Source organism: Streptomyces sp. AC555_RSS877, from assembly GCF_019049245.1.
Classification (GTDB): domain Bacteria; phylum Actinomycetota; class Actinomycetes; order Streptomycetales; family Streptomycetaceae; genus Streptomyces.
In genome coordinates this window covers 1-23717 of sequence record NZ_JAGMUK010000216.1, presented here as the reverse complement: position 1 = coordinate 23717, position 23717 = coordinate 1, and the positions used below count along the sequence as shown (strand labels likewise).

Below are 23717 nucleotides of genomic sequence, written 5' to 3'. Positions count from 1 at the left end.
TGACCAGGCTCACCGCACCTCGATGAAGGCCCCCGCCTCCCGCTCGGCCCGAGCCGGCGGCTCCTGTGCCGCATGCCCGACCGCCACGGCCCCCATCGGATCCCACCCCTCCGGCAGCCCCAGAACCTCCCGCACGACCTCCCGGCAGAACATCGTGGACGACACCCACGCCGACCCCAGCCGCTCCCCGGCCAGTGCGACCAGGAAGTTCTGCACACCGGCCCCCGTGGCGACCACGAACATCTCCCGCTCGGCAGCGTCCCGCCGCGTGTCCCCGTACGTGTGCGACCCGTCCATCACCAGACACGGCACCACCAGGTACGGCGCCTTCCGCAGCACATCCCCCCGGCGCACCCGCTTCGCGATCGACTCCTCGCTCTTCCCGTCCCGCCGCAGATCCGCGACCCAGGCATCACGCATGGCGTCCAGCAGCCCGGTCCGCGCGGCCTGCGACTCCAGCAGCACGAACCGCCACGGCGTCGTGTGGTGCGGTGCCGGCGCCGTGACCGCCGCGGCCACCGCGCGCCGTACGGCCCCGGGGTCGACGGGCTCGTCGGTGAAGGCCCGTACGGTACGGCGCTGCGTGACCGCCTCCCGTACCGCCTCCGAGGTCCCCAGCCGGAACATGTCGTCGTGCGCGCCGCGCACCATGGCCCGCGCCCCCTCGCCGTGGTCCTCGGTCAGCACGTGCGACAGTCCGCGCACCACGGCGACGGGCAGCCCGGCGGCCTTGCCCTTGACCAGATCACCGGCCGCGGCCAGTTCGTCGGCCGTCGCCACGACCGTCGCGCTGAGCGGATTGCCGTACGCGTCCGTGCCCCCGCGCAGATCGTCCAGCACGTGCACCCCGGCGGCCCCGATCGCGACGTCGGTGAGCCCCGTGCGCCAGGGCCGCCCGAAGGTGTCCGTCACGACGACCCCGACGTCGACCCCGAGGGCGTCCCGCAGCCCGTCACGGATCGCCCGCGCGGACGCGTCCGGGTCCTCGGGCAGCAACAGCACGGTCCCCGAAGGCGTGTTGGAGGCATCCACCCCGGCGGCGGCCATCACGAGCCCCTGCCGGTTCTCGACGATCCGCAGCGCACCGCGCCGCGCCACCACGCGCACGCTCTCGGCGTCTATCGCGGCCTCCCGGTCCACCGCCTCGACGATCCGCCCCTCCGCCTTGGACACGATCTTGGAGGTGACGAGCAGCACGTCCCCGTCCACCAGACCGGGCTCGGCGGCGGCGATCAGCTTGGCGAGATCGTCCCCCTGCTGCACCTCGGGCAGCCCGGGCACGGCCCAGACCCGGTAACCGTCGACCGTTACGCCGCTCACAGCGCCCGCACCTCCTCCGCCAGCACCAGCGCCTCACGCGCCATCTGCGCGGACGCGTCCACGTCGGTCATCATCAGCGGCACGGCCCGGCACAGGATTCCGGCGGCCTTCACCCGGTCCACCACACCGGCGTCGACGGTGTCGACCAGCCAGCCGTCCAGCAGTCCCGAGCCGTAGTGCTCGGCGACCGCCGCGGCCGTCGACTCCACGCCCACCGCCGCGAGCACCTTGTCGGCCATCCCGCGCACGGGCGCGTCCCCGACGATGGGGGACAGCCCGACCACCGGCACTCCGGCGTCGGCGATCGCCTCCCGGATGCCGGGCACGGCGAGGATGGTGCCGATGGACACGACCGGGTTGGACGGCGGGAACAGCACGACGTCCGCCTCGGCGATCGCCTCCAGCACGCCCGGCGCCGGCTTCGACTGCTCCGCACCCACCGGCACGATCGCCTCGGCCGGCACGGAGGCCCGCAGCCGCACCCAGTACTCCTGGAAGTGAACGGCCTTGCGCTCCCCGTCGACCTCGACGGCGACATGCGTCTCGACCCGGTCGTCGGTCATGGGGAGCAGCCGTACGCCCGGCCTCCACCGGTCGCACAGTGCCTCGGTCACCGCGCTCAGCGGATACCCGGCACCGATCATCTGCGTCCGCACGATGTGTGTGGCGAAGTCCCGGTCGCCGAGCCCGAACCACTCGGGCCCCACGCCGTACGCCGCGAGCTCCTCCTTGACGTGGAAGGTCTCGTCGGCCCGCCCCCAGCCCTGTTCCTCGTTGATGCCGCCGCCGAGCGTGTACATCACCGTGTCGAGGTCCGGGCAGACCTTCAGCCCGAAGAGGTGGATGTCGTCCCCGGTGTTGCCGATGACCGTGACGTCCGCGTCCGGCGCGGCCTGCTTCAGACCGCGCAGGAACCGGGCACCACCGATGCCGCCTGCCAGAACCACAATGCGCATGGGAGCAAGTCTTGCAGGCGGGTACGACAACGCGTCAGGCGGTTACGACGACCCACGCCTCCATGCGTCAGGCGGTGACGACGTCCGCCTCGTCGTACGCAGCCGGGGCCGAGCACTGGGGCGCGTGCATCTGCATCTCGGTCAGGCCCGGGTAGTAGACGTGCAGGCTTACGGCCGGCTCCAGCGTGTCGTTGACCACCTCGTGCACGTACCCCGGCGCGAACACCCGCTGCGCGCCCGCCTCCAACGCGCGCGTGCCCCGCCCGGTCCGCTCGGTCAGCTTTCCGTCCAGCACGGTCAGAACACCGGAGGACCGGCCGTGGTCGTGCAGTCCGCTGCCCTGTCCGGGTACCCAGGACAGCAGCCACACCTCGTAGCCGGGGCCGGTGCGCAGCCGGTGGTACCAGCGGGTGGTCGCGTCGTACTGGACGAGGTGCTCCCACTGGGCGCGGTCGGCGGCGATGGAGCGGGACAGCCCGGCGAACTCGGCGACGGTGGCCGGGTGCTCGCGCGCGGGCTGGAGCAGGTGCGGGACTTCGAGGATGTCGCCGGCGATCTGGAGGTCGCTGTCGCTGTTCATGGAGTGCGGTGGTCCTCGGCGGAGAGTGTGGGGGATGGCTGGGTGTCACGTACCGTCCGCCCGGGTCACAGGAGGACAGAGGAGCCCTGGTCCGGGCGTGGAGAACAGGCAGCCGAGTCGCGGTGGACTCAGAGGCAGCCGGAGCGCGCTTGGCTCAACAGCTGGGACGGCAACAACAGCTACAGCGAGCGTGGGCAGCACCGGGGGACCCGGCGGAGCGGGTCGAGGTGAGTGCCAAGTTCGCGAGCATGCCCACAAGGACAGCGGTTCACACGTTGACTGTCAACTCGACGCCCGGTATGTGGGACATGTTTCACCTCATCCGGTTCATCTCCCAGGTGAAAGGTTTGTTCACGCGGACGCGGGACACATGGCGCACAACCAGGCGCGCGAGCCTCGGAACGAGATCGAACTCATGGGCGTCCTTCTCCGTACAAGCCCCCCAAGGAGCGGTGCGGGAACGGAGCCCTTCAAGGGTCTCCTCTGCTTGTCAAGGTTTATGCCGATTTGAACACTTTCCGCTAGGCCTTGGTTCCGCAGAGTGAATAAGGGGCCCAATAGCAGATCTCGGCTTGACTCGCCCGGAGCAGCACACTTGTAATTTCACTCGTGTCGTTCAGCCGATATCGGTACGGCTACATCACGGGGACGCGAAAGACAGACGAGGGGCGCACATGACCGAGACGGTGCAGCAACTGCTGGTCGACGACGCGGACGAGGAACTCGGCTGGCAGGAGCGCGCGCTGTGCGCCCAGACCGACCCCGAGTCCTTCTTCCCCGAGAAGGGCGGCTCCACCCGCGAGGCCAAGAAGGTCTGCCTCGCCTGCGAGGTGCGCTCCGAGTGCCTCGAGTACGCCCTCGCCAACGACGAACGCTTCGGAATCTGGGGCGGCCTGTCCGAGCGCGAGCGCCGCAGACTGAAGAAGGCCGCGGTCTGACCCGAGGGGCATGTCCCGCGTCCGCCCACGCATACGTTACGAACGGCTCGTCGCAGGTGGGTTATCCACAGGCGGCGGGCCGCCGTCATGCCCAGCCGCTAGTGTGGGCGCTCGTCCGAGACGCCCCGCTGCCCCCTGGGGGCACAGGCGTCCACCACAGTCCACCGAACCGGGGCCCGTACCTCGATGTCCGTGCACAGCCACACGGCAGCCCAGCAAGACACCGCTGCCACCCCTGAGTTTCCGCGTCACGTGGTGACGGCGGTCCTCGTCTCCCACGACGGCGCCCGCTGGCTGCCCGACGCGCTCGCCGGGCTGCTCGGCCAGGAGCGCCCCGTGCAGTTCGCCATGGGCGCCGACACCGGCAGCGCGGACGACTCCGCCCAGCTGGTCACCGACGTCCTCGGCGCCGACCGCGTGCTGCACCTCGCCCGGCGTACCGGCTTCGGCCAGGCCGTCGAGGAGGCGGGCCGCACCGCCCCCGTCCTCACCCCGGACGAGCTGCCGTACCTGAAGCGGCCCAGCGGCTGGGACCCCGTCACGCGCACGTGGCGCGACGACGCCTACGACATGCCGGAGCTCCCGCACGGAGAGCCGGTGCAGTGGCTGTGGCTGCTGCACGACGACTGCGCCCCCGAACCCGACGCCCTGGCCCAGCTGCTGCGCGTCGTGGAAACCGAGTACGACCTGGGCCGGGACGACGTGGCCGTCGTCGGCCCCAAGCTCCGCGGCTGGTACGACCGGCGGCAGCTGCTGGAGGTCGGCGTCAGCATCGCCCACTCCGGCCGCCGCTGGACCGGCCTGGACCGCCGTGAACAGGACCAGGGTCAGCACGACCACGTCCGGACGGTGCTGTCCGTCTCCACCGCCGGCATGCTGATCCGCCGTGACGTCTTCGAGCAGCTCGGCGGCTTCGACCGCCGACTGCCCCTGATGCGCGACGACGTCGACCTGTGCTGGCGGGCGCACGCGGCCGGCTACCGCGTCCTCATCGCCCCGGAAGCCGTCGTCCGACACGCCGAGGCCGCCTCGCGCGAGCGCCGCGCCGTCGACTGCGCGGGCCGCACCACCGCCTCCCCGCACAAGGTCGACAAGGCCGGCGCCGTCTACACCCTGCTCGTCAACTCGCGTACGGCCCTGCTGCCCTGGGTGCTGGTGCGGCTGGTCCTGGGCACCCTGCTGCGAACCGTCGCCTACCTCGTCGGCAAGGTCCCCGGACAGGCCGTCGACGAGATCCGCGGCCTGGTGGGCACCCTGCTGCGGCCCGAGCGCATCCTCGCCGGGCGCCGCAGGCGCGGCCGAGCGGCCGTCGACAAGGACGAGATGCGGCCGCTGTTCCCGCCACCGGGTGCGACCGTCCGCGCCACGGTCGAGCAGGCCGCGACCAGCCTCTTCGGCAGCTCCGACCCCGAGGTGACCTCCGGGGCGGGCCGGCACGGCGGCGCGGTCGAGTCCGGGCCCGGCGGCGACGACGCCGACTTCCTGGAGGTCGAGCAGTTCGTCCGCATCAAACGCATCGCCCGCAAGCCCGGCCCGGTGCTCTTCCTGGTGCTGCTGCTGGTCTCCCTGGTCGCCTGCCGGGCCCTCCTCGGCGGCGGCGCGCTGGCGGGCGGCGCCCTGCTGCCCGCCCCGGCCGACTCCAGCGAACTGTGGTCGCGCTACCTGGACGCCTGGCACGCGGTGGGCACCGGGGGCACCCCGGCCGCACCGCCGTACCTCGCGCTCGTCGCGATGTTCGCCTCCGTGCTGTTCGGCTCGACCGGCCTCGCGGTCACCGTCCTGATGGTCTGCTCGGTGCCGCTGGCCGGGTTCGCCGCCTACTTCGCCTCCCGCCCGCTCGTCGAGTCACGCCTCCTGCGCGCGTGGGCGGCCGTCGTCTACGCCTTCCTGCCCGCCGCCACCGGTGCCCTCGCCGGCGGCCGCATCGGCACCGCCGTCCTGGCCATCCTGCTGCCGCTCATGGCGCGCGCGGGCATCGCGGCCAGCGGCCTGGCGCACGGCTCGGGCGCGCGGGGCAGCTGGCGCGCCACCTGGGCGTATGCCCTGCTGCTGACCATCACCACCGCGTTCACGCCGATCGTGTGGCCCATCGCGCTGATCCTCGGCATCGGCCTGCTGGCCGTGCGCCGCACCGAGATCACCGCCTACGGCCCGCGCTTCGTGGCCCAGCTCGGCACGCCCCTGCTGATCCTCGCCCCGTGGTCGCTGTCCCTCCTCCCGTTCGGCTTCTTCCAGGAAGCCGGGATGGAGTACGGCGCCTCGACCGCCTCCGCCCTCGACCTGCTCGGCATCAGCCCCGGCGGCCCGGGCACGGTCAGCGGTCTGATGCTCATCGGCGTCGTCCTGGCCGCGCTCGCCGCCCTGCTGCGTTCCGAGCGGCAGTCCGGCATCCGGACCGCCTGGGCCGCCGCCCTGGTGGGCCTCGTCTTCGCCGTCCTGTCCAACGCCTCCACCTGGGCCGGCCCCGCGACCCTCGTCTACGGCCTCGCCCTCCTCGCCGCCGCCGCGCTCGGCGCCGACGGGGCACGCGCGCGCGTGGCCGAGCAGAGCTTCGGCTGGCGTCAGCCGGTCGCCGCCCTGATCGCCTTCGCCTCGGCCGCGGGCCCGCTGCTCGTCGCCGCCGGCTGGATGCTCGGCGGCGCCGACGGACCGCTGGAGCGCCGCGACCCGGTGCAGGTGCCCGCGTTCGTCGCCGAGGAGAGCGGCACCCGCGACCAGGCCCGCACCCTCGTCCTCGACAGCGACTCCGCCGCCCACGTCGGCTACATGCTGGTGCGCGGCTCCGGCGCCCGCCTCGGTGACGCCGAACTGGCCGCGGCCGACGGCGAGAACAGCGACCTCGACAAGACCGTCGCCAACCTCGTGGCCGGCTCCGGCGCCGACCAGGCCGATCAACTCGGCAAGTTCGCCGTGCGGTACGTCCTGGTCCACAAGGGCGCGCCCCGCGAGGTCACCCGCATCTTGGACGCCACACCCGGCCTTTCCCGGCTCAGCCAGCAGGACGGCAGCGGCCTGTGGCGGGTCGACCAGGAGGTCGCGCGCGCCACAATCGTCCCCCCGTCGGGTGCTCCGCAGCCCGTCGCCGCCGGCCCCGTCGAGATCCACACCACGATCCCGCCCGGCGCCGACGGCCGTGTCCTGCGCCTCGCCGACACCGCCGCCGAGGGCTGGACGGCCACCCTGGACGGCAGGCCGCTCACCCGCACCACGGTCGACGGCTGGGCCCAGGGCTTCGAACTCCCCGCCTCCGGCGGCACGCTGGACGTCACCTTCGACGACCCGATCACCCACACCGCCTGGCTGTGGGCCCAGGGCGCCCTGGCCGTCGTCCTCGTCGTCCTGGCCCTGCCGGGCCGCCGCCGCGACGTCGACGACGACCTCCCCGAGGAGCCGGACGTGCCCGCCCAGGCCGTCGCCGGCGAGGGCCGCCGCGCCCGCCGCCTGCGCGCCCAGGCCGAGGCCGAGGGCGAAGAGGGCGGCCGGCCCGAGGAGTTCCCGCCTCCCCCTCCGGAGGCGGCCCCCGCCGTCCCGCAGCAGCAGTCCTACGGCGAGACCTCGAGCTACGCGGGCACCGAGTACGCCGGAGGCTACGGCGAGCAGCAGTACCAGGGCGTCCAGCAGCACTACCCGGCGGGCGGCTACGACCAGCAGCCGTACCAGACGGACCCGTACCAGGGCGGTCAGTACGACCCGTACGCGTACGGCGGCCAACCCCAGCAGGCGCCGTACGAGCAGGGCTACGGCCCGCAGTATGACCAGCAGGGCTACGACCCGGCGTACGACCCGACGCAGCCGCCCCCGCACGGCAACGGCAGTGAGCGCCCCGACGGGAGTCAGCAGTGAACCGCACCACCCTGTCCCTGATCGCCGGCACCGCCGCGCTCGCCGCCGTCACCGGATTCGCCGTGCTCACCACGCCGGACGCCGCCGGCACGGACACCGCCGAGGCGGCCGCCGTACTCCCCGTGGAGCGCACCAGCCTGCTGTGCCCGGCGCCCAGCCTCTCCGACCTCGCGGACACCTCGTACACGTCCTTCACGCCTGTCACGAAGGGCACGGAGAGCGACGGCAAGGCCGAACTCCAGTCGGCCGCGGAGCAGTCGGCGGACGACAGGAGCGAGGGCAAGAAGAAGGCCGACAAGCCGGTCCTGACTCCGAAGGAGCCCGGCACCCCGGTCACCGGGGACACCTCCGGGGGCGACGCGCCCGCGCTCGTCGGTACCGCCGAGGGGAAGTTCGCGCCCGGCTGGACCGTCCAGGAGACCACCGAGGTCGCCGCGGGCAGCGGCCGCGGTCTCCAGGGCGTCAACTGCACCGCGCCGGACACGGAGTTCTGGTTCCCGGGAGCCAGCACGGCCGCCGACCGCACCGACTACGTACACCTGACCAACCCCGACGACTCCGCCGCCGTCGTCGACATCGAGCTCTACGGCAAGGACGGCGCCCTGGAGTCCACGGTGGGGGAGGGCATCACGGTCCAGCCGCACTCCAGCGAGCCGGTCCTGCTGTCCACGCTCACGGACGAGAAGCAGGAGAACCTCACCGTCCATGTGAACGTCCGCAGCGGGCGGGTGGGCGCCGCCGTACAGGCCCTGGACGACAAGCTCGGCGGCGACTGGCTGGCCGCGTCCACCGACCCGACGGGCAGCCTGGTCCTGCCCGGCATCCCCAAGGACGCCACCGCGGTGCGCCTGGTCGCCTTCACCCCCGGCGACTCCGACGCCGACCTGAAGGTGCGACTCTCCTCGCCGTCCGGACAGATCACCCCGGCCGGCAACGAGACACTGCACGTCAAGGCGGGCATGACCAGCGCGGTCGACCTCGGCGACCTCACCCGCGGCGAGGCCGGCTCCCTGATCCTGACCCCCACCGACCGGTCCGTGCCGGTGGTCGCCGCGCTGCGGGTCGTCCGCGGCAAGGGAGAGAAGCAGGAGACGGCGTTCATTCCCGCCACCCGCCCGGTCGGCACGCGCGCGACGGCCGCCGACAACAGCGCCAAGGGCACCACGCTCGCCGTGGTCGCACCAGGCCGGACGGCGCAGGTCAAGGTCACCGCGTCGGCGGGCAGTGACGGCGGTACGGCCGTCTCGAAGACGTACACGATCAAGGCGGGCACGACCCAGAACATCGAGGCCCCGGCCCCGAGCGGCGGAAAGGGCACGTACGCCCTGACGATCGAGCCGGTCTCCGGCGGCCCGGTCTACGCCTCCCGGACACTGACGGCCACGGAGGACGGCGTCCCGGGCTTCACGATCCAGACCCTCCCGGACGACCGGGGAACGGTGGCGGTGCCGGAGGCGGACCAGGACCTGTCGGTGCTGCAGAAGTAGGCCGGGCGCGCGATCCGCGGGCGGTCAGTCCTCGCCGTACCGCGGATCCACGGTCTCCGGAGTCAGCCCCAGCAACTCGGCGACCTGCTCGACCACGATCTCGTGCACCAGGGCTGCGCGCTCGTCCCGCCCTTTCGTGCGGATCTCCACCGGGCGCCGATAGACGATCACCCGAGCGGGCCGTCCCTCGCGGGAGGCGATGGTGCCGCCCAAGGGGACCGTCTCGTCGCTCCAACCCTCGCCGGGCGCGTCCAGCTGAGGTACCTCGAGCACCAGGAAGTCGATGTCGGCGAGCTGCGGCCACCGCCGCTCCAGACGCTCCACGGAGTCCTGCACCAGATCCGCGAACACCTCGGCACGGCTTGCCGCCAGCGGCACCTGCGGGGGCGCGATCGGCCCGCGCATGCCCCGGCCGTGTCGATCACGACGGCGGGGCCCGGGGTCGGCGGCACGGGGCGGTACGGGGTTGTCCATCACTGGTGAAGCGTAGTCCCCGCCCGGGCCGCACGCCCCGCCCCACGCGGCATCATGGGCCCTGGGCGTCAGTCCTGTACGGCACGTCGGCAGTTGACCATTCAAGCCAAGGTTGGGCTCGATTCCATGTCTCCCCGAGACCGTCGTCCGCAAGGCAATTGCCATGGTTTGTGCCAAGTGGTGACCGCTTTCAGAACCGCTCGGTCTCTCGGTCGCCTCTGTCCATGCAGGTCAGGCCGGTGTGCCCGGAGTGATGTGTGGGGCGTTTCACAACGCGACACGGTGGAGTGACCTGAGGGGGAGTCGTCGCGGCCCGCTCAAGAGTGCGGTACCGTCCAACGTCGTGAGCCCTGTACGTCGCTGTTCGCGCACCGCTTGCGGCCGTCCCGCCGTCGCGACGCTGACGTACGTCTACGCCGACTCGACCGCGGTCCTCGGCCCGCTCGCCACCTACGCCGAGCCCCACTGCTACGACCTGTGCGCCGAGCACTCCGAGCGCCTCACCGCCCCGCGTGGCTGGGAGGTCGTCCGGCTCCTCGACGCCTCGGCCCCCGCCCGGCCCAGCGGTGACGACCTGGAAGCGCTTGCCAACGCCGTACGCGAGGCGGCCCGTCCGCAGGAGCGGGCGGCCGGCGGCGGCGGGGGACGCGGGGCCGACCCGATGGAGGTCGCGCGCCGCGGTCATCTCCGGGTGCTGCGTTCCCCGGACAACTGACCTTCTCCGCCCCGTTCTTGCGAAAGAGGTTTCATCGTGTGATGCCCTCCCGCTGAACGGGCGGTTGGCGCCGACGCGGCCATGCCGTCTACGCCGATACGAGAAATCGCTTTCCGCGTGTCGTCCAGGAACCTCAACCGGTCGCCGACTCGCTCGGCTTGTCCGCCCTGATGGAGGCCCTCCCCTCGTGATCGACCTCGTCCTGCTCGGCGGTGTCCCCGTGAAGGCGCACCTGGCAGGCCTCACGGGGCTCTGGCAGCCACGCCGGTCGCCTGGCTTGCCTGCGGGCACGCCGCTGGGTCAGGCCGTCTCCAGAGCCGCCCAGGGCGCCGGGCAGCAGGACTTGGGGCCGGTGTCGCCGCGTCTTCGGCGTCTTCCTCATCCTGTGGCTCGTCGTCAACGCCCCCTGGGTGTACGGATGACGGTCCGCACCCGGCACTTCGACACCCAGCGCCGCTCCTTCGGACGGCTCTCCGACGACCCGCGCAACAGGCCCTCGTCGTCGCCTTCTGCTTCGGGGCCCTCCTGGAGGCCTGAGCCCGGTCGCGCACACCGCACCGGCCGCCTTCGGCGCCAGGGGCACGCCGGTCGTGCTGCGTGCAAGGGCCCGCCCTGACCGCCCCGTTCCGCTTCTGACCTGAGGTTACGGCTCGGAGTCCACTCGGCTACCGCACGGCTCCCTGTCCGCGGGTGCGAGTAGTTTGTGGTGACCAGAGGACTTTCAGAAGGGGTGGCCGTGGCCGCTGATCTCTCCCAGCTCGTGAAGGCGTACGACGTGCGGGGGGTCGTTCCGGACCAGTGGGACGAGCCCCTCGCCGAACTCTTCGGGGCCGCGTTCGTCCAGGTGACCGGCGCGAGCGCGATCGTGACAGGGCACGACATGCGGCCCTCGTCGCCCGGGCTGTCGGCCGCCTTCGCGCGCGGGGCAGCGGCCCAAGGCGTGCACGTCACCGAGATCGGCCTGTGCTCGACCGACCAGCTGTACTACGCCTCCGGCGCGCTGAACCTGCCGGGCGCCATGTTCACGGCCTCGCACAACCCGGCCCAGTACAACGGCATCAAGATGTGCCGCGCGGGCGCCGCCCCGGTCGGCCAGGACACGGGCCTCACCGAGATCCGCGAACTCGTCGAACGGTGGAGCGAGTCGGAGGCCCCGGTCCCCGCGGCCACGACCGGCACGATCACCCGCCAGGACACACTGGCGGACTACGCGGCCCACCTCCGCTCCCTCGTCGACCTGACCTCCATCCGCCCCCTGAAGGTCGTCGTCGACGCGGGCAACGGCATGGGCGGCCACACCGTCCCGACGGTATTCGAGGGCCTGCCCCTGGACCTCGTGCCGATGTACTTCGAGCTGGACGGCACCTTCCCCAACCACGAGGCCAACCCCCTCGACCCGGCCAACCTCGTGGACCTGCAACAGCGTGTCCGCGAGGAGGGCGCCGACCTCGGCATCGCCTTCGACGGCGACGCGGACCGCTGCTTCGTCGTCGACGAGCAGGGCGACCCCGTCTCCCCGTCCGCGATCACGGCCCTGGTGGCCTCCCGTGAACTCGCCCGGCACGGCGGCAAGGGCATCGTCATCCACAACCTGATCACGTCCTGGTCGGTGCCGGAGGTCGTCAAGGAGAACGGCGGCACACCGGTACGCACGCGCGTGGGCCACTCCTTCATCAAGGCCGAGATGGCCAGGACCGGCGCGATCTTCGGCGGCGAGCACTCCGCGCACTACTACTTCGCGGACTTCTGGAACGCCGACACGGGCATGCTCGCCGCCCTGCACGTCCTCGCCGCCCTCGGCGGCCAGGACGGCACCCTCTCCGCCCTCGTCGCTCAGTACGACCGCTACACCGGCTCCGGCGAGATCAACTCCACGGTCGACGACCAGACCGGCCGCCTGACCGCCGTCAAGGCCGCGTACGAGAGCCAGGAGGACGTCATCCTGGACGAACTCGACGGCCTCACCGTCACCGCCGCCGACTGGTGGTTCAACGTCCGCGCCTCCAACACGGAGCCTCTCCTGCGCCTGAACGCCGAGGCGAGGGACGAGGCGACGATGGCGAAGGTACGGGACGAGGTGCTGGGCATCATCCGGGACTGACCGTCGGCAGGGGTGCCCCCGTGACGTGCACGGCGGCACCCCGCCCGGCCGAACCCCACCGCCCCACCCCCACCGGCGGTACGCTGACCAGGCACATCCGCACAAGCAAGCGCACGCGACCCCGCCCCCGAAGGGAAAACCCCATGCCGCTCGAAGCCGGCCTCCTGGAGATCCTCGCCTGCCCGGCCTGTCACGCCCCCCTCAAGGAGCAGGACGCCGAGCTGATCTGCACCGGCCAGGACTGCGGCCTGGCGTACCCCGTCCGCGACGGCATCCCCGTCCTCCTCGTCGACGAGGCCCGCCGCCCCGCGTAAGCGACGACCTGGCGACCCGGAGACCCGCGAAACCGACGACCCGGCGACCGGAGGCTGCCCGCCCATGCTCGACGAATCGCTGCTCGACAACCCCGAGGCACTCTCGGAGGCCGACCACCGCGGCCTGCTCCGTGGCGCCGCCGAAGCCGGCGCCCGCGTCCGCACCGCCGCCCGCCACGCCGCCGAGGCCGGCGTGGGCGACCTCAAACCCGACGGCCGCCCCCGCGCAGTCCTCATCGCGGGCCCCGGTGCCGCCGCCACCCACGCCGCCGACCTCCTCGGCACGCTCGCCGGCGCCGGCAGCCCCGTCACCCGACTGGCCCCCACCGGCGTCGCCCCCGCGGCGGGCGCCATGCGCTGGGAGTTGCCCGGCTGGGCCGGCTCCGTGGACCTGCTGCTGATCGCGACCCCCGACGGCAGCGAGCCGGGCCTGTCCCTGCTCGCCGAACAGGCCTACCGCCGAGGCTGCAGCGTCGTCGCCGTGGCCCCGTCCCACTCGCCGCTCGCCGAGGCGATCGACGGCGCCCACGGCCTGTTCGTACCGATGGCGACCGCCCCGTACGACCAGGACGAACCCCTCGCCGCGTCCGCCCCCGGCGTGCTGTGGGCGCTGCTCACGCCGCTGCTCGCGCTCCTGGACCGCACCGGCCTGCTGACCGCCCCGCCCGACGCCCTGGGGAAGGTCGCCGACCGCCTCGACCAGATCGCCGAGCGCTGCGGGCCCGCCATCGCCACCTACAGCAACCCGGCCAAGACCCTGGCCGCCGAACTCGCAGACGCCCTCCCGGTCATCTGGACCGAGGGCACCTCCGCGGGCCCCGCCGGCCGTCGCTTCGCCGCCGCCCTCGCCGAACTCTCCGGCGCCCCGGCCGTCGTCGCCGAACTGCCCGAGGCACTCGCCGCGCACAGCGCCCTGCTCGCGGGCCGGCTCGCCGCGAGCGCCGACCCCAACGACTTCTTCCGCGACCGCGTCGATGAGCCGCCCGCCCTGCACGCGCGCGTGGTGCTGCTCCGCGACCGCCCGATCGGCGGCCTCACCGCCGCCCCCGCCGCCCGCGACCTGGCCCTCGGCCACGACACGCCGATCAGCGAACTGGAGCCGGAGACCGGTGGCGAACTGGAGACCCTCGCGGAACTGATCGCCGTCACGGATTTCGCCGCCGTTTACCTGGCGCTCGCCTCAAGGGCCTGATCTGGTCCCGCGCCTTCCGACCAGAGCCCGCCGAGCAGCGTACGTACGGAGACAGAGACACAGCATGGACCGCCTCGACAACACCGTCCGCCCCTACGCCTGGGGTTCCACCACAGCGATCCCGAAGCTGCTCGGCACCGAGCCGACCGGCGAACCGCAGGCGGAGATGTGGATGGGCGCCCACCCGGGTGCCCCCTCGCGCACCGCCCGCGGCACGCTCGTCGACGTCATCGAGGCGGCCCCGGAACGGGAACTGGGCGAGAAGGCCGTAGCCAAGTTCGGCCCCCGCCTGCCCTTCCTCCTCAAAATCCTCGCCGCCGGCGCCCCGCTCTCCCTCCAGGTGCACCCCAACCTCGCCCAGGCGAAGGAGGGTTACGAGGACGAAGAGCGCCGCAACATCCCCGTGGACGCCGGGCACCGCAACTACAAGGACGCCAACCACAAGCCCGAACTCATCTGCGCGCTCACCGAGTTCGACGGACTGTGCGGCTTCCGCGACCCGGCGCAGGCCGCCGACCTCCTCGACCAGCTCGGCGTCGACTCCCTCAAGCCGTACGTCGACCTGCTGCACGCCCACCCGGAGGAGGCCGCCCTGCGCGAGGTCCTCACAGCGGTCCTGACCGCGGACCCCGAGGAGATGGCCCGCACGGTCGCCGAGGCCGCGACCGCCTGCACCCGACTCGGCGGCGACCACGCGTCCTACGCGGACATCGCCCACCACTACCCGGGCGACCCCGGCGTCATCGCCGCGATGCTCCTCAACCACGTCCGACTCCAGCCGGGCGAGGCCCTGTTCCTCGGCGCCGGCATCCCGCACGCCTACCTGAGCGGCCTCGGCGTCGAGATCATGGCCAACTCCGACAACGTCCTGCGCTGCGGCCTGACCCCCAAGCACGTCGACGTCCCCGAACTCCTGCGCGTCGTCCGCTTCGAGGCCGGTGACCCGGGCGTGCTGCGCCCGGAGGCGTCCCCCGACGGCGAGGAGGTCTACGCGACCCCGATCGACGAGTTCCGGCTCTCCCGGTACGTCCTCCCCGAGGGCGCCACCGGCCGCGACCTCACCCGCGCGACCCCGCAGATCCTGCTGTGCACGGCGGGCACGGTCCGCGCCGGCGATACGAAACTCGCCCCGGGCCAGTCCGTGTTCGTACCGGCGGGAGAACACACAGAGGTGTCCGGGACCGGCACGGTCTTCCGGGCGACCGTCATCGTCTGAACGACCACTTGGCGCCCTGGCGCGCCACCGTCCTGCCGGGCTGCAACAATGGCCCACCGCAAAGGACGGGCAAAGCCCGGGACGGCGTACGAAGGGACAACGCGAACACATGAGCGCGTCAGGCGGCACCAAGGCGATCGTGGCGGCACTCGCCGCCAACCTCGCGATCGCGGTAGCGAAGTTCGTGGCGTTCCTCTTCAGTGGATCGTCATCGATGCTCGCCGAGTCCGTGCACTCACTCGCGGACTCCGGCAACCAGGCCCTGCTGCTCGTCGGCGGCAAGAAGGCCCAGCGCGAGGCCACGCCGCAACACCCCTTCGGCTACGGCCGCGAGCGGTACATCTACGCCTTCCTCGTCTCGATCGTGCTCTTCTCGGTCGGTGGCATGTTCGCGATCTACGAGGGCTACGAGAAGATCAAGGACCCGCACGAGATCGAGCACTGGTACTGGCCGGTGGGCGTCCTCGTGTTCGCGATCATCGCGGAGACGTTCTCCTTCCGGACGGCCATCAAGGAGTCCAACCCGCTGCGGGCCGGGAGGTCGTGGAAGGACTTCGTCCGCCATGCCAAGGCTCCTGAACTGCCCGTGGTCCTCCTTGAGGACCTGGGCGCCCTCGTCGGCCTGATCCTGGCCCTCGTCGGTGTGAGCCTGGCCCTGGCGACCGGCGACGGCGTCTGGGACGGCATCGGCACCCTGTGCATCGGTGTCCTCCTGATCCTGATCGCGCTGATCCTGGCCGCCGAGACCAAGTCCCTGCTGCTCGGTGAGTCCGCGGGCATCGAGGACGTCCACAGGATCGAGGCGGCCATCGTCGACGGCGACACCGTCACCGGCATCATCCACATGCGCACCCTCCACCTCGGCCCCGAGGAACTGCTGGTCGCCGCCAAGATCGCCGTACAGCACGACGACACGGCCACCGAGATCGCCGCCGCCATCAACGCCGCCGAGTCCCGCATCCGCGCGGCCGTCCCGATCGCCCGCGTCATCTACCTCGAACCGGACATCTACAGCGAGACCGAGGCCGCCAAGGGCGCCGACCGCGAGGCCGCCCCAGGCGGCCCGACGCCGCACGACGCCGGCCACTGATTCCGAACGTCTTTCCCGTACGGACATCTCGTACGGCGGTCTCGTCCGTAGCGGGGTCCACCGAGTCGCTCGGTGGACCCCGCCGCGCGTTTACCGGATCTCGCCGAGCACGCCGAGAACGGCCGCCTCATCGGCGGCCGCCGTCAGCCGCGCACGGAACCCGGCGTCCATCAACTTCCGTGACAGCAGCGCCAGAATCCGCAGATGCTCGTCACTCGCGTCCGCCTCCGGCACGGCGATCATGAAGACCAGCTTCGCCTTCGTCCCGTCCAGGGAACCCCACTCGACCCCCTCGACGGACCGCGCGAACCCGACCACGGGCGCGGTCACCGCGTCCGTCTTGGCATGCGGAATCGCGATCTCCTCGCCCAGCCCGGTCGTGCCCTGCTCCTCGCGCCGCAACGCCGTCCGCACCAGCTCGTCCCCGTCCGCCACCTTGCCGCTCCGCGCGAGCAGACCTGCCATCTCCCGGACGGCGGCCTCCTTGTCACGCGCGTCGAGCGAGACCTTCACGGTCCGCCCGGTGAGGTAGCCGGAGAGGACCGGGCCGCCGCCGTCGGGGTCGTCGGCTGCGGGCGGCGCGGCCCCTGCCTTCCCCGCGGTCCCCGCTGCCTCCCCGGCGGAGGCGCTCACGCCAGTGGCAGCGGCCCCGGTCATGGCCTGCTGCGATACGGCGGGATCGACGCCCGCCCCGACCAGCGCGGGCTCGGCCCCCGGCGCACCTCCGCCGGCGACCGCCGCACCTCGCCGCTTCCGCTCGCTGATGTCGACAAGCGTGACCGTCGTCAGCGCGGTGACCATCGTGCCGATCACCACAGCCACGAAGAACATCGGCACGCCGCTCACCGCGCCCAGCACCGCGACGACCGGTCCGCCGTGCGGCACCGCGTCCTCCACACCGGCGACCCCGGCGACCGCACCGGCCACCGCGCCGCCCAGCATGTTGGCCGGGATGACCTGTGCGGGCCGCGCCGCCGCGAACGGGATCGCACCCTCGGAGATGCCGAAGCAGCCCATGAACAGCGAGGCCAGGCCGGTCTCGCGCTCCTGCTCGGTGTACAGCCGCTTCCGTATCAGTGTGGCCAGCCCCTGGCCCAGCGGCATGACCGGGATCGCTGCCGCGCACATGCCCATGACCGTCTGGTTGCCGGTCGCGATGAGCCCGGAGCCGAAGAGGAACGCCGTCTTGTTGACCGGTCCGCCCATGTCGAAGGCGATCATGAGGCCGAGAATCGCGCCGAGCAGGATCGCGCTCGTGCCCGTCATCCCGCTGAGCCAGTCGGTCAGGTGCTCGAACACCCACGAGATCGGCTTCCCGATGACGTAGACGAAGAACAGCCCGAGCGTCGTGGTCGCCACGATCGGGATCACGATGATCGGCATGATCGGCTGCACGAACTTCGGGACCTTGACCTTCTTGATCCACAGCACCAGATACCCGGCGAGGAACCCGGTCACGATCGCCCCGATGAAACCGGCGCCCGCCTTCGAGTCGTACAGCGACCCCGTGTTGGCGATCCAGCCACCGATCATGCCCGGCACGAGCGCGGGCCGGTCCCCGATGGCGTAGGCGATGTATCCGGACAGGATCGGCACCATCAGCGTGAAGCCGATGACGCCGATGTTGTTCACGTCCATCCAGAAGGAGTCCTCCGGGATGACGAGGCCCCCGGAGGGGTCGGTGTGCCCGCCGAGCGACAGCGAGACGGCGATCAGCAACCCGCCGACCACCACGAATGGGATCATGTAACTGACCCCGTTCATCAGCGCCTTGTACGCGACACTCCGCTCCTTGCCGCCTTCCTGGGAGGCAGGCCTGACCGGATCACCCCCGGTGTGAACCGGCGCCGACCGCACCCGCTCGATCAGCCGCTCGGGGTGGCGAATGCCCTCCGCCACGCCGACGGTGAGGACCCGCTTGCCCACGAAACGGCTCAGGTCCACATCCTTGTCCGCGGCGACGATGACACCGTCCGCATGATTGACATCGTTGTCATCGAGTACGTTTTCAGCCCCGATGGATCCCTGCGTCTCCACCTTCATGTCGATACCGCGGCTCTCGGCGGCCTGGGCGAGTTTCTCCGCCGCCATGTACGTGTGCGCGATGCCAGTCGGGCACGCGGTCACCGCGAGCAGCTTCAGCCGCCCGCGCTCGCCATCGCCGCTGCCCGTGGGGGGAGGGCCGGCCGGAATGGTCACATCGATCTCCTCACGCCTTCGTCACGCGAGACGCCGTCCCTGACGCCCCGCCGGATCGATCAGAGGTTCCGATCTCCTGGCATCCTGCAACACCCGCACCCAGGCTCAAAGGCGCGAGAGCACCCCTTGTCCTGGTCCGCTGCCTCCTGTCCTCCCCTTCGTGAGTGTCCTGTTACCGCCCCTGCGCCAGCCGATCACCGACGCCTGCGCCGATCGGTGATCGGCGCAATGTGTTCGGAGGCGGACTGGGGACGGCCGGGCTCACCGTGTAGCTTGGGTGGGAGCCAGACGTCGCTGCTGATGGCGGTCGGGCGGTCCCACCGCGGACCGGCCGAGGGAGAGAGGGCCTCCGACGGACTGCGCTGCGCGCACGCGGGCATGCTGTGTCCTCCTTCGGGGCACCCCTGTGTCCGCCGCCGCGCAGGCCAGCCGTACCCACCTCGCCCCAATCCCGAGGAGCAGCTCGAATGACGACTGTCGAAAACCGACAGGACTTCAAGGTCGCCGACCTCTCCCTGGCCGAGTTCGGCCGCAAGGAGATCACCCTCGCCGAGCACGAGATGCCCGGCCTGATGTCGATCCGCAAGGAGTACGCGGAAGCGCAGCCCCTGGCCGGCGCCCGTGTCACCGGCTCCCTGCACATGACCGTCCAGACCGCGGTACTCATCGAGACCCTCACCGCCCTGGGCGCCGAGGTCCGATGGGCCTCCTGCAACATCTTCTCCACCCAGGACCACGCGGCCGCCGCCATCGCCGTCGGCCCGAACGGCACGCCCGACAACCCGCAGGGCGTCCCGGTCTTCGCCTGGAAGGGCGAGACCCTGGAGGAGTACTGGTGGTGCACGGAGCAGGCGCTGACCTGGCCGAACACCCCCACTGGCGGCCCGAACATGATCCTGGACGACGGCGGCGACGCCACGATGCTCGTCCACAAGGGCGTCGAGTACGAGAAGGACGGCAAGGTCCCGGACGTCGAGACCGCCGAGTCCGAGGAGCACGGGGTGTTCCTCCAGCTGCTGACCCGCACGGTGGCTGAGAGCCCGCAGAAGTGGACGCAGGTCGCCTCCGAGATCCGCGGCGTGACCGAGGAGACCACGACCGGTGTCCACCGCCTGTACGAGATGCAGCGCGACGGCACCCTCCTGTTCCCGGCGATCAACGTCAACGACGCCGTCACCAAGTCGAAGTTCGACAACAAGTACGGCTGCCGCCACTCCCTGATCGACGGCATCAACCGCGCCACCGACGTCCTCATCGGCGGCAAGACGGCGGTCGTCTTCGGCTACGGCGACGTGGGCAAGGGCTGCGCGGAGTCCCTGCGCGGACAGGGCGCCCGCGTCATCATCACCGAGATCGACCCGATCTGCGCCCTCCAGGCGGCGATGGACGGCTACCAGGTCACGACCCTCGACGAGGTCGTCGACAAGGCCGACATCTTCATCACCACGACCGGCAACAAGGACATCATCATGGCCTCGGACATGGCCAAGATGAAGCACCAGGCGATCATCGGCAACATCGGCCACTTCGACAACGAGATCGACATGGCCGGCCTCGCCAAGATCCCCGGCATCGTCAAGGACGAGGTCAAGCCGCAGGTTCACACCTGGAAGTTCCCCGACGGCAAGGTGCTCATCGTCCTGTCCGAGGGCCGCCTGCTGAACCTGGGCAACGCCACCGGTCACCCGTCGTTCGTGATGTCCAACTCCTTCGCGGACCAGACCCTGGCCCAGATCGAGCTGTTCACCAAGCCCGACGAGTACCCGACCGGCGTCTACGTGCTGCCCAAGCACCTCGACGAGAAGGTCGCCCGCCTCCACCTGGACGCGCTGGGCGTGAAGCTGACCCAGCTGCGCCCCGAGCAGGCCGCGTACATCGGCGTCGAGGTCGACGGCCCGTTCAAGTCGGACCACTACCGCTACTGAGCCCGTACCTCGGCTCGCGGCGAGCACGTCCGTGCACTGACGCGCTCCCGCAACAGCAGGTTTTCAGAGGCAGGCCCCCGCACCCCCGTGTCGGGGGCCTGCCCCTTTGCCCGCCGAGGCCGGACCAGCCCGTCAAGCCCCACGACCAGGACCCCCATGCCCCGCGGCCGTTATTCGCTCCACGATCCGCACGATCACACCCCCCTCGCAGAAGAGCACTTCCACTGCGCCCCCGGCCCCTCCGGCTGGCGCTACGTCTCCCAACTCACCACCCCCTCGGGCGACCACAGCGGCTCCGTCGACCTCACCCTCGACCAACTCGGCCGCCCCATCCGCCTGGAACTGCATGCCGCGAGCTGGCAGGTCCGCGGTGCCGCCCTCGACGGCGTCACCTGGGTCCGCACGGACCCGTCCGGAACGCATGCGACTGAAGGCAACGTCGCCGCCCACGCCTTCACCGGCACATCCCCCGCATTCCTAGTCGCCACCACCCGTCTCCTCCGCCTCACCCCTTCCGCCACAGCAACGCGCGTACGCCTCGTCGCCTTCACGGACCCGGTCCTCGCACCGCGCACCGTGGACCAGTCCTGGGCCTTGCTGAAAAGAGAAGCACACGGCACTGACAACGGCCCTTTGACCGTGGAGGAGTACCAGGTCACAGCCCTGGACACGGGCGAGCAGCACACCGTTCACATCGCCGGCGACGTGGTGCTCGCGGCACCCGGAATCGAGCTGGAAGACCTCGAGTCCCCGCCGTCGGCATCGACCTGAGCATGGGCTGGCCGCACAGGTCGAGACGGCCGGCTGACCGAGCGACACGCCACCCTCAACCGCTGCTCTCCACCGTCAGGCGGGCGGTACGAACCCGGTGCCGGGCCGATCGGCAGCCGGCGTCTGCTGTGGCGTCTCCTGAGGCTGGGGCGGCCGCACCGACGCAGTCCCACCGACAGCCCGACTGCTCGGGGCCGGAGCCACGGTTTCCCCCTCCCCTGTCGGAGCGGACCACGCGCTGTACGGGGCGGGCTGAGCGACGGCCGCCGAGGGCTGCGCCGCCGGAGGCCCGTACATACCCGGCGCACCAGCTACGTGCGGCGCACCGCCGGCGCCCAGCGCACCACCACCGCCCGGCGAGCCACCCGGATACCCCGCACCAGCGCCGAAGGCGCGGCGAACCTCCCGCGCCTGCCGCTCCTGCACCACCGCCGCCAAAAACACGGCCGGCGGCACGCCCTGCGGCGCCGGAGCTCCCGTACGAGCTGTGAGATCAGCGGCGAGCCGCTCCGCCATGGCCCAACCGACCTGCGGATCCAACTGCTGCATCCGCGTCAGGTACTGGCGGATCGCCAGCCACAAGCCGTCCGGCACCGCCGACAGGTCAAGCGCCGAGAAACGCCCGGTCAGCCAGGGCGGAGGCGGGGGAACGAAGCCTGTCCGCGCGGCCGGCACCCGTTCCCGTACGACCAGAGTCCCCGCGAACACGTCACCGAGCCGACGCCCTCGAGCCGAGACGAGGGAAGCGATACAGGCGACGACCCCGAACGTCATCAGAATCTCGACCGCACCGATCGCCCCCCGCACCAGCGCATGCCGGAACCGGATCGGCCCACCGTCGTCCCGCACCACCCGCAGCCCGCACGCCAGCTTCCCGAGCGAACGCCCATGGCTGAGCGTCTCGACCGCGATCGGGGCCCCCACCAGCACGAGAAGAAACGCCGCGATCGACAACGCGACCTGCGCCGCCTCGTCCAGGGAAGCGGTGGCGGCAACCAGAGCGATGGTCACGACGACATAGGCGGTCACGGCCACGAACAGATCGATCAGTACCGCCAACCCTCTGCTGGGCAGCTTCGCGGGGCGCAACTCAAGCGCCACCGCCTCGCCCGTCACCAGATCACTCACGTCAGTCCGCCGTCCTTCCCCTGGCCTGCCCCGAGAACCGCCAGTCTGCCAAGCTGAGGGCGCGGCGCACCGCAGTACGACAAGCTGACCCCGCGACGAACCGCCGACGACCAGCCGAGGAGCAGGCAGACCGATGGACCTCGACGTCTTCGTCACCGCCCACCGGGCCGAATGGGACCGCCTCGACGCGCTGCTCCGGCGTCAGCGCCGTCTCACGGGCGCCGAGGCCGACGAACTCGTCGCTCTCTACCAACGCACCGCCACCCACCTGTCCCTGATCCAGTCCAGCGCCCCCGACCCGCAGCTGACCGGTCGGCTCAGCCAACTGGTGGCACGCGCGCGTAGCGCCGTCACAGGAACCCGCCGCGCCTCTTGGCGCGACGTCACCCGCTTCCTGACCCACGGTTTCCCGGCCGCGGTCTACAAGTCGCGCCACTGGTGGGTACCCACAGCGCTTCTGTCGACGGCCGTGGCGGCCCTCCTGGGCTGGTGGATCGGCACGCATCCCGAAGTACAGGCCTCGATCGCGGCCCCCACCGAACTGCGCGAGCTCACCCGCCCGGGCGGCCAGTACGAGACGTACTACTCAAGCCACCCTGCGGCCTCCTTCGCAGCTCAGGTCTGGACGAACAACGCCCAGGCCGCAGCCATGTGCCTGGTCCTGGGGGTCTTCCTGGGCCTTCCGGTCCTGTGGATCCTCTTCCAGAACATGCTCAATATCGGCGTCGGGTTCGGCCTGATGTCCTCAGCGGGGCGCCTCGACACCTTCCTCGGCCTCATCCTCCCTCACGGCCTGCTCGAGCTCACCGCAGTCTTCGTCGCGGCCGGCACAGGACTGCGCCTCGGCTGGACGGTGATCGACCCGGGCCCGCGCTCCCGACGCTCGGCTCTGGCCGAGGAGGGCCGAGCCGCCGTGGGCATGGCGATAGGCCTGGCGCTGGTCCTCTTCGTCTCCGGCGCCATCGAAGGCTTCGTCACCCCTTCAGGCCTGCCCACCTGGGCCCGCATCGGCATCGGAATCGCCGCTGAACTGGCCTTCCTCGCGTACGTCTATGTCCTGGGCGCCCGAGCGGTCCGCGCCGGAGACACCGGCGACGTCCAGGCAGCCGAGAGCAGCGCCACCGTGCCGACGGCTGCCTGATGTGCGCGCACCTCCGTTGAGCTGCTACTATCTCCTTCGCCCCGGAAGAGCCGTTGACACGGAGCTGGCGGGGAGGTAGATTCAAACAGTTGTCTGGAGCTCGGTAGCAATCTGGCTCGGCAACAGTGAGTGTCTGTCTGCTTCTAGAAACCTTGATTTCGAAGAAGCCCCTTCCCGATGAATCGGAAACGACGGCCGGTCAGACCGGCTCAAAAGTTCTGATAATGTTGGAACCGCCGGAAAGGGAAACGCGAGAGCGGGAACCTGGAAAGCACCGAGGAAATCGGATCGGAAAGATCTGATAGAGTCGGAAACGCAAGGCCGAAG

At 71.4% G+C, this 23717-nt stretch carries 18 protein-coding genes and 1 pseudogene; 13 read left to right on the top strand and 6 right to left on the bottom strand.

What is annotated here, in order from left to right; all coding sequences use genetic code 11:
* Positions 1 to 9 precede the first annotated feature (9 nt).
* From KUM49_RS42615 to KUM49_RS42605, 3 genes are all read right to left on the bottom strand, one after another.
* A complete protein-coding gene (locus KUM49_RS42615; RefSeq protein WP_217242314.1) occupies positions 10 to 1320 on the bottom strand; it encodes a coenzyme F420-0:L-glutamate ligase in 1311 nt (436 codons plus the stop codon).
* Complete coding sequence (cofD, locus tag KUM49_RS42610; protein ID WP_217242313.1) at positions 1317 to 2276, bottom strand: 2-phospho-L-lactate transferase; 960 nt, start codon at positions 2274 to 2276, stop codon at positions 1317 to 1319. The genes KUM49_RS42615 and cofD overlap by 4 nt, the downstream gene beginning before the upstream one ends.
* A gap of 67 nt (positions 2277 to 2343) precedes the next feature.
* Positions 2344 to 2856, bottom strand: a complete 513-nt coding sequence (locus KUM49_RS42605) for a cysteine dioxygenase family protein (protein ID WP_217242312.1) — start codon at positions 2854 to 2856, stop codon at positions 2344 to 2346.
* 674 nt (positions 2857 to 3530) lie between these two features.
* Here KUM49_RS42605 and KUM49_RS42600 point away from each other — a divergent pair.
* From KUM49_RS42600 to KUM49_RS42590, 3 genes are all read left to right on the top strand, one after another.
* On the top strand, positions 3531 to 3794 hold the full coding sequence (locus tag KUM49_RS42600) for a WhiB family transcriptional regulator (protein ID WP_010034659.1): 264 nt from the start codon (positions 3531 to 3533) through the stop codon (positions 3792 to 3794).
* A gap of 186 nt (positions 3795 to 3980) precedes the next feature.
* The gene (locus KUM49_RS42595; RefSeq protein WP_217242311.1) at positions 3981 to 7637 is read left to right on the top strand and encodes a glycosyltransferase; all 3657 of its coding nucleotides are present in this window, start codon (positions 3981 to 3983) and stop codon (positions 7635 to 7637) included.
* Positions 7634 to 9124 (top strand): DUF5719 family protein, encoded by a 1491-nt coding sequence (locus KUM49_RS42590; protein WP_217242310.1) that lies wholly within the window; start codon positions 7634 to 7636, stop codon positions 9122 to 9124. Before KUM49_RS42595 ends, KUM49_RS42590 begins: the two co-directional genes overlap by 4 nt.
* A gap of 24 nt (positions 9125 to 9148) precedes the next feature.
* Here the strand turns inward: KUM49_RS42590 and KUM49_RS42585 are convergent, their stop codons facing one another.
* A complete protein-coding gene (locus tag KUM49_RS42585) occupies positions 9149 to 9598 on the bottom strand; it encodes a metallopeptidase family protein (protein ID WP_217242520.1) in 450 nt (149 codons plus the stop codon).
* A 253-nt stretch (positions 9599 to 9851) separates the two neighbouring features.
* On the opposite strand from KUM49_RS42585, the gene KUM49_RS42580 reads away from it, so the two are divergent.
* The 7 genes and pseudogenes from KUM49_RS42580 (at position 9852) to KUM49_RS42550 (ending at position 16226) form a co-directional block, all read left to right on the top strand.
* Positions 9852 to 10313, top strand: a complete 462-nt coding sequence (locus KUM49_RS42580; protein WP_217242519.1) for a DUF3499 domain-containing protein — start codon at positions 9852 to 9854, stop codon at positions 10311 to 10313.
* A gap of 170 nt (positions 10314 to 10483) precedes the next feature.
* A pseudogene (locus KUM49_RS49480) lies at positions 10484 to 10918 on the top strand (L-lactate permease); the annotation flags it as partial.
* Between the two features lie 131 nt (positions 10919 to 11049).
* Positions 11050 to 12414, top strand: coding sequence for a phosphomannomutase/phosphoglucomutase (locus KUM49_RS42570; protein WP_217242308.1), 1365 nt, complete (start codon positions 11050 to 11052; stop codon positions 12412 to 12414).
* A gap of 143 nt (positions 12415 to 12557) precedes the next feature.
* Positions 12558 to 12728: a Trm112 family protein gene (locus tag KUM49_RS42565; RefSeq protein WP_020940431.1), complete on the top strand. Its 171-nt coding sequence runs from the start codon at positions 12558 to 12560 to the stop codon at positions 12726 to 12728.
* Positions 12729 to 12792: 64 nt separating this feature from the next.
* Positions 12793 to 13920, top strand: coding sequence for an SIS domain-containing protein (locus tag KUM49_RS42560; RefSeq protein WP_217242307.1), 1128 nt, complete (start codon positions 12793 to 12795; stop codon positions 13918 to 13920).
* A 64-nt stretch (positions 13921 to 13984) separates the two neighbouring features.
* A complete protein-coding gene (manA, locus tag KUM49_RS42555) occupies positions 13985 to 15136 on the top strand; it encodes a mannose-6-phosphate isomerase, class I (RefSeq protein WP_217242306.1) in 1152 nt (383 codons plus the stop codon).
* Positions 15137 to 15245: 109 nt separating this feature from the next.
* Positions 15246 to 16226: a cation diffusion facilitator family transporter gene (locus KUM49_RS42550; protein WP_217242305.1), complete on the top strand. Its 981-nt coding sequence runs from the start codon at positions 15246 to 15248 to the stop codon at positions 16224 to 16226.
* Between the two features lie 90 nt (positions 16227 to 16316).
* On the opposite strand, the gene KUM49_RS42545 is transcribed toward KUM49_RS42550, so the two are convergent.
* Positions 16317 to 18425, bottom strand: coding sequence for a fructose-specific PTS transporter subunit EIIC (locus KUM49_RS42545; RefSeq protein ID WP_308406997.1), 2109 nt, complete (start codon positions 18423 to 18425; stop codon positions 16317 to 16319).
* Between the two features lie 467 nt (positions 18426 to 18892).
* On the opposite strand from KUM49_RS42545, the gene ahcY reads away from it, so the two are divergent.
* Positions 18893 to 20350: an adenosylhomocysteinase gene (gene ahcY, locus KUM49_RS42540; protein ID WP_217242304.1), complete on the top strand. Its 1458-nt coding sequence runs from the start codon at positions 18893 to 18895 to the stop codon at positions 20348 to 20350.
* 156 nt (positions 20351 to 20506) lie between these two features.
* On the top strand, positions 20507 to 21121 hold the full coding sequence (locus KUM49_RS42535; protein WP_217242303.1) for a hypothetical protein: 615 nt from the start codon (positions 20507 to 20509) through the stop codon (positions 21119 to 21121).
* A 75-nt stretch (positions 21122 to 21196) separates the two neighbouring features.
* Here the strand turns inward: KUM49_RS42535 and KUM49_RS42530 are convergent, their stop codons facing one another.
* Positions 21197 to 22249 carry an RDD family protein gene (locus tag KUM49_RS42530; RefSeq protein ID WP_217242302.1) on the bottom strand — a complete coding sequence of 351 codons (1053 nt, stop codon included), beginning with the start codon at positions 22247 to 22249 and terminating at the stop codon, positions 21197 to 21199.
* 133 nt (positions 22250 to 22382) lie between these two features.
* On the opposite strand from KUM49_RS42530, the gene KUM49_RS42525 reads away from it, so the two are divergent.
* A complete protein-coding gene (locus KUM49_RS42525; RefSeq protein ID WP_217242301.1) occupies positions 22383 to 23390 on the top strand; it encodes a stage II sporulation protein M in 1008 nt (335 codons plus the stop codon).
* Positions 23391 to 23717 lie beyond the last annotated feature (327 nt).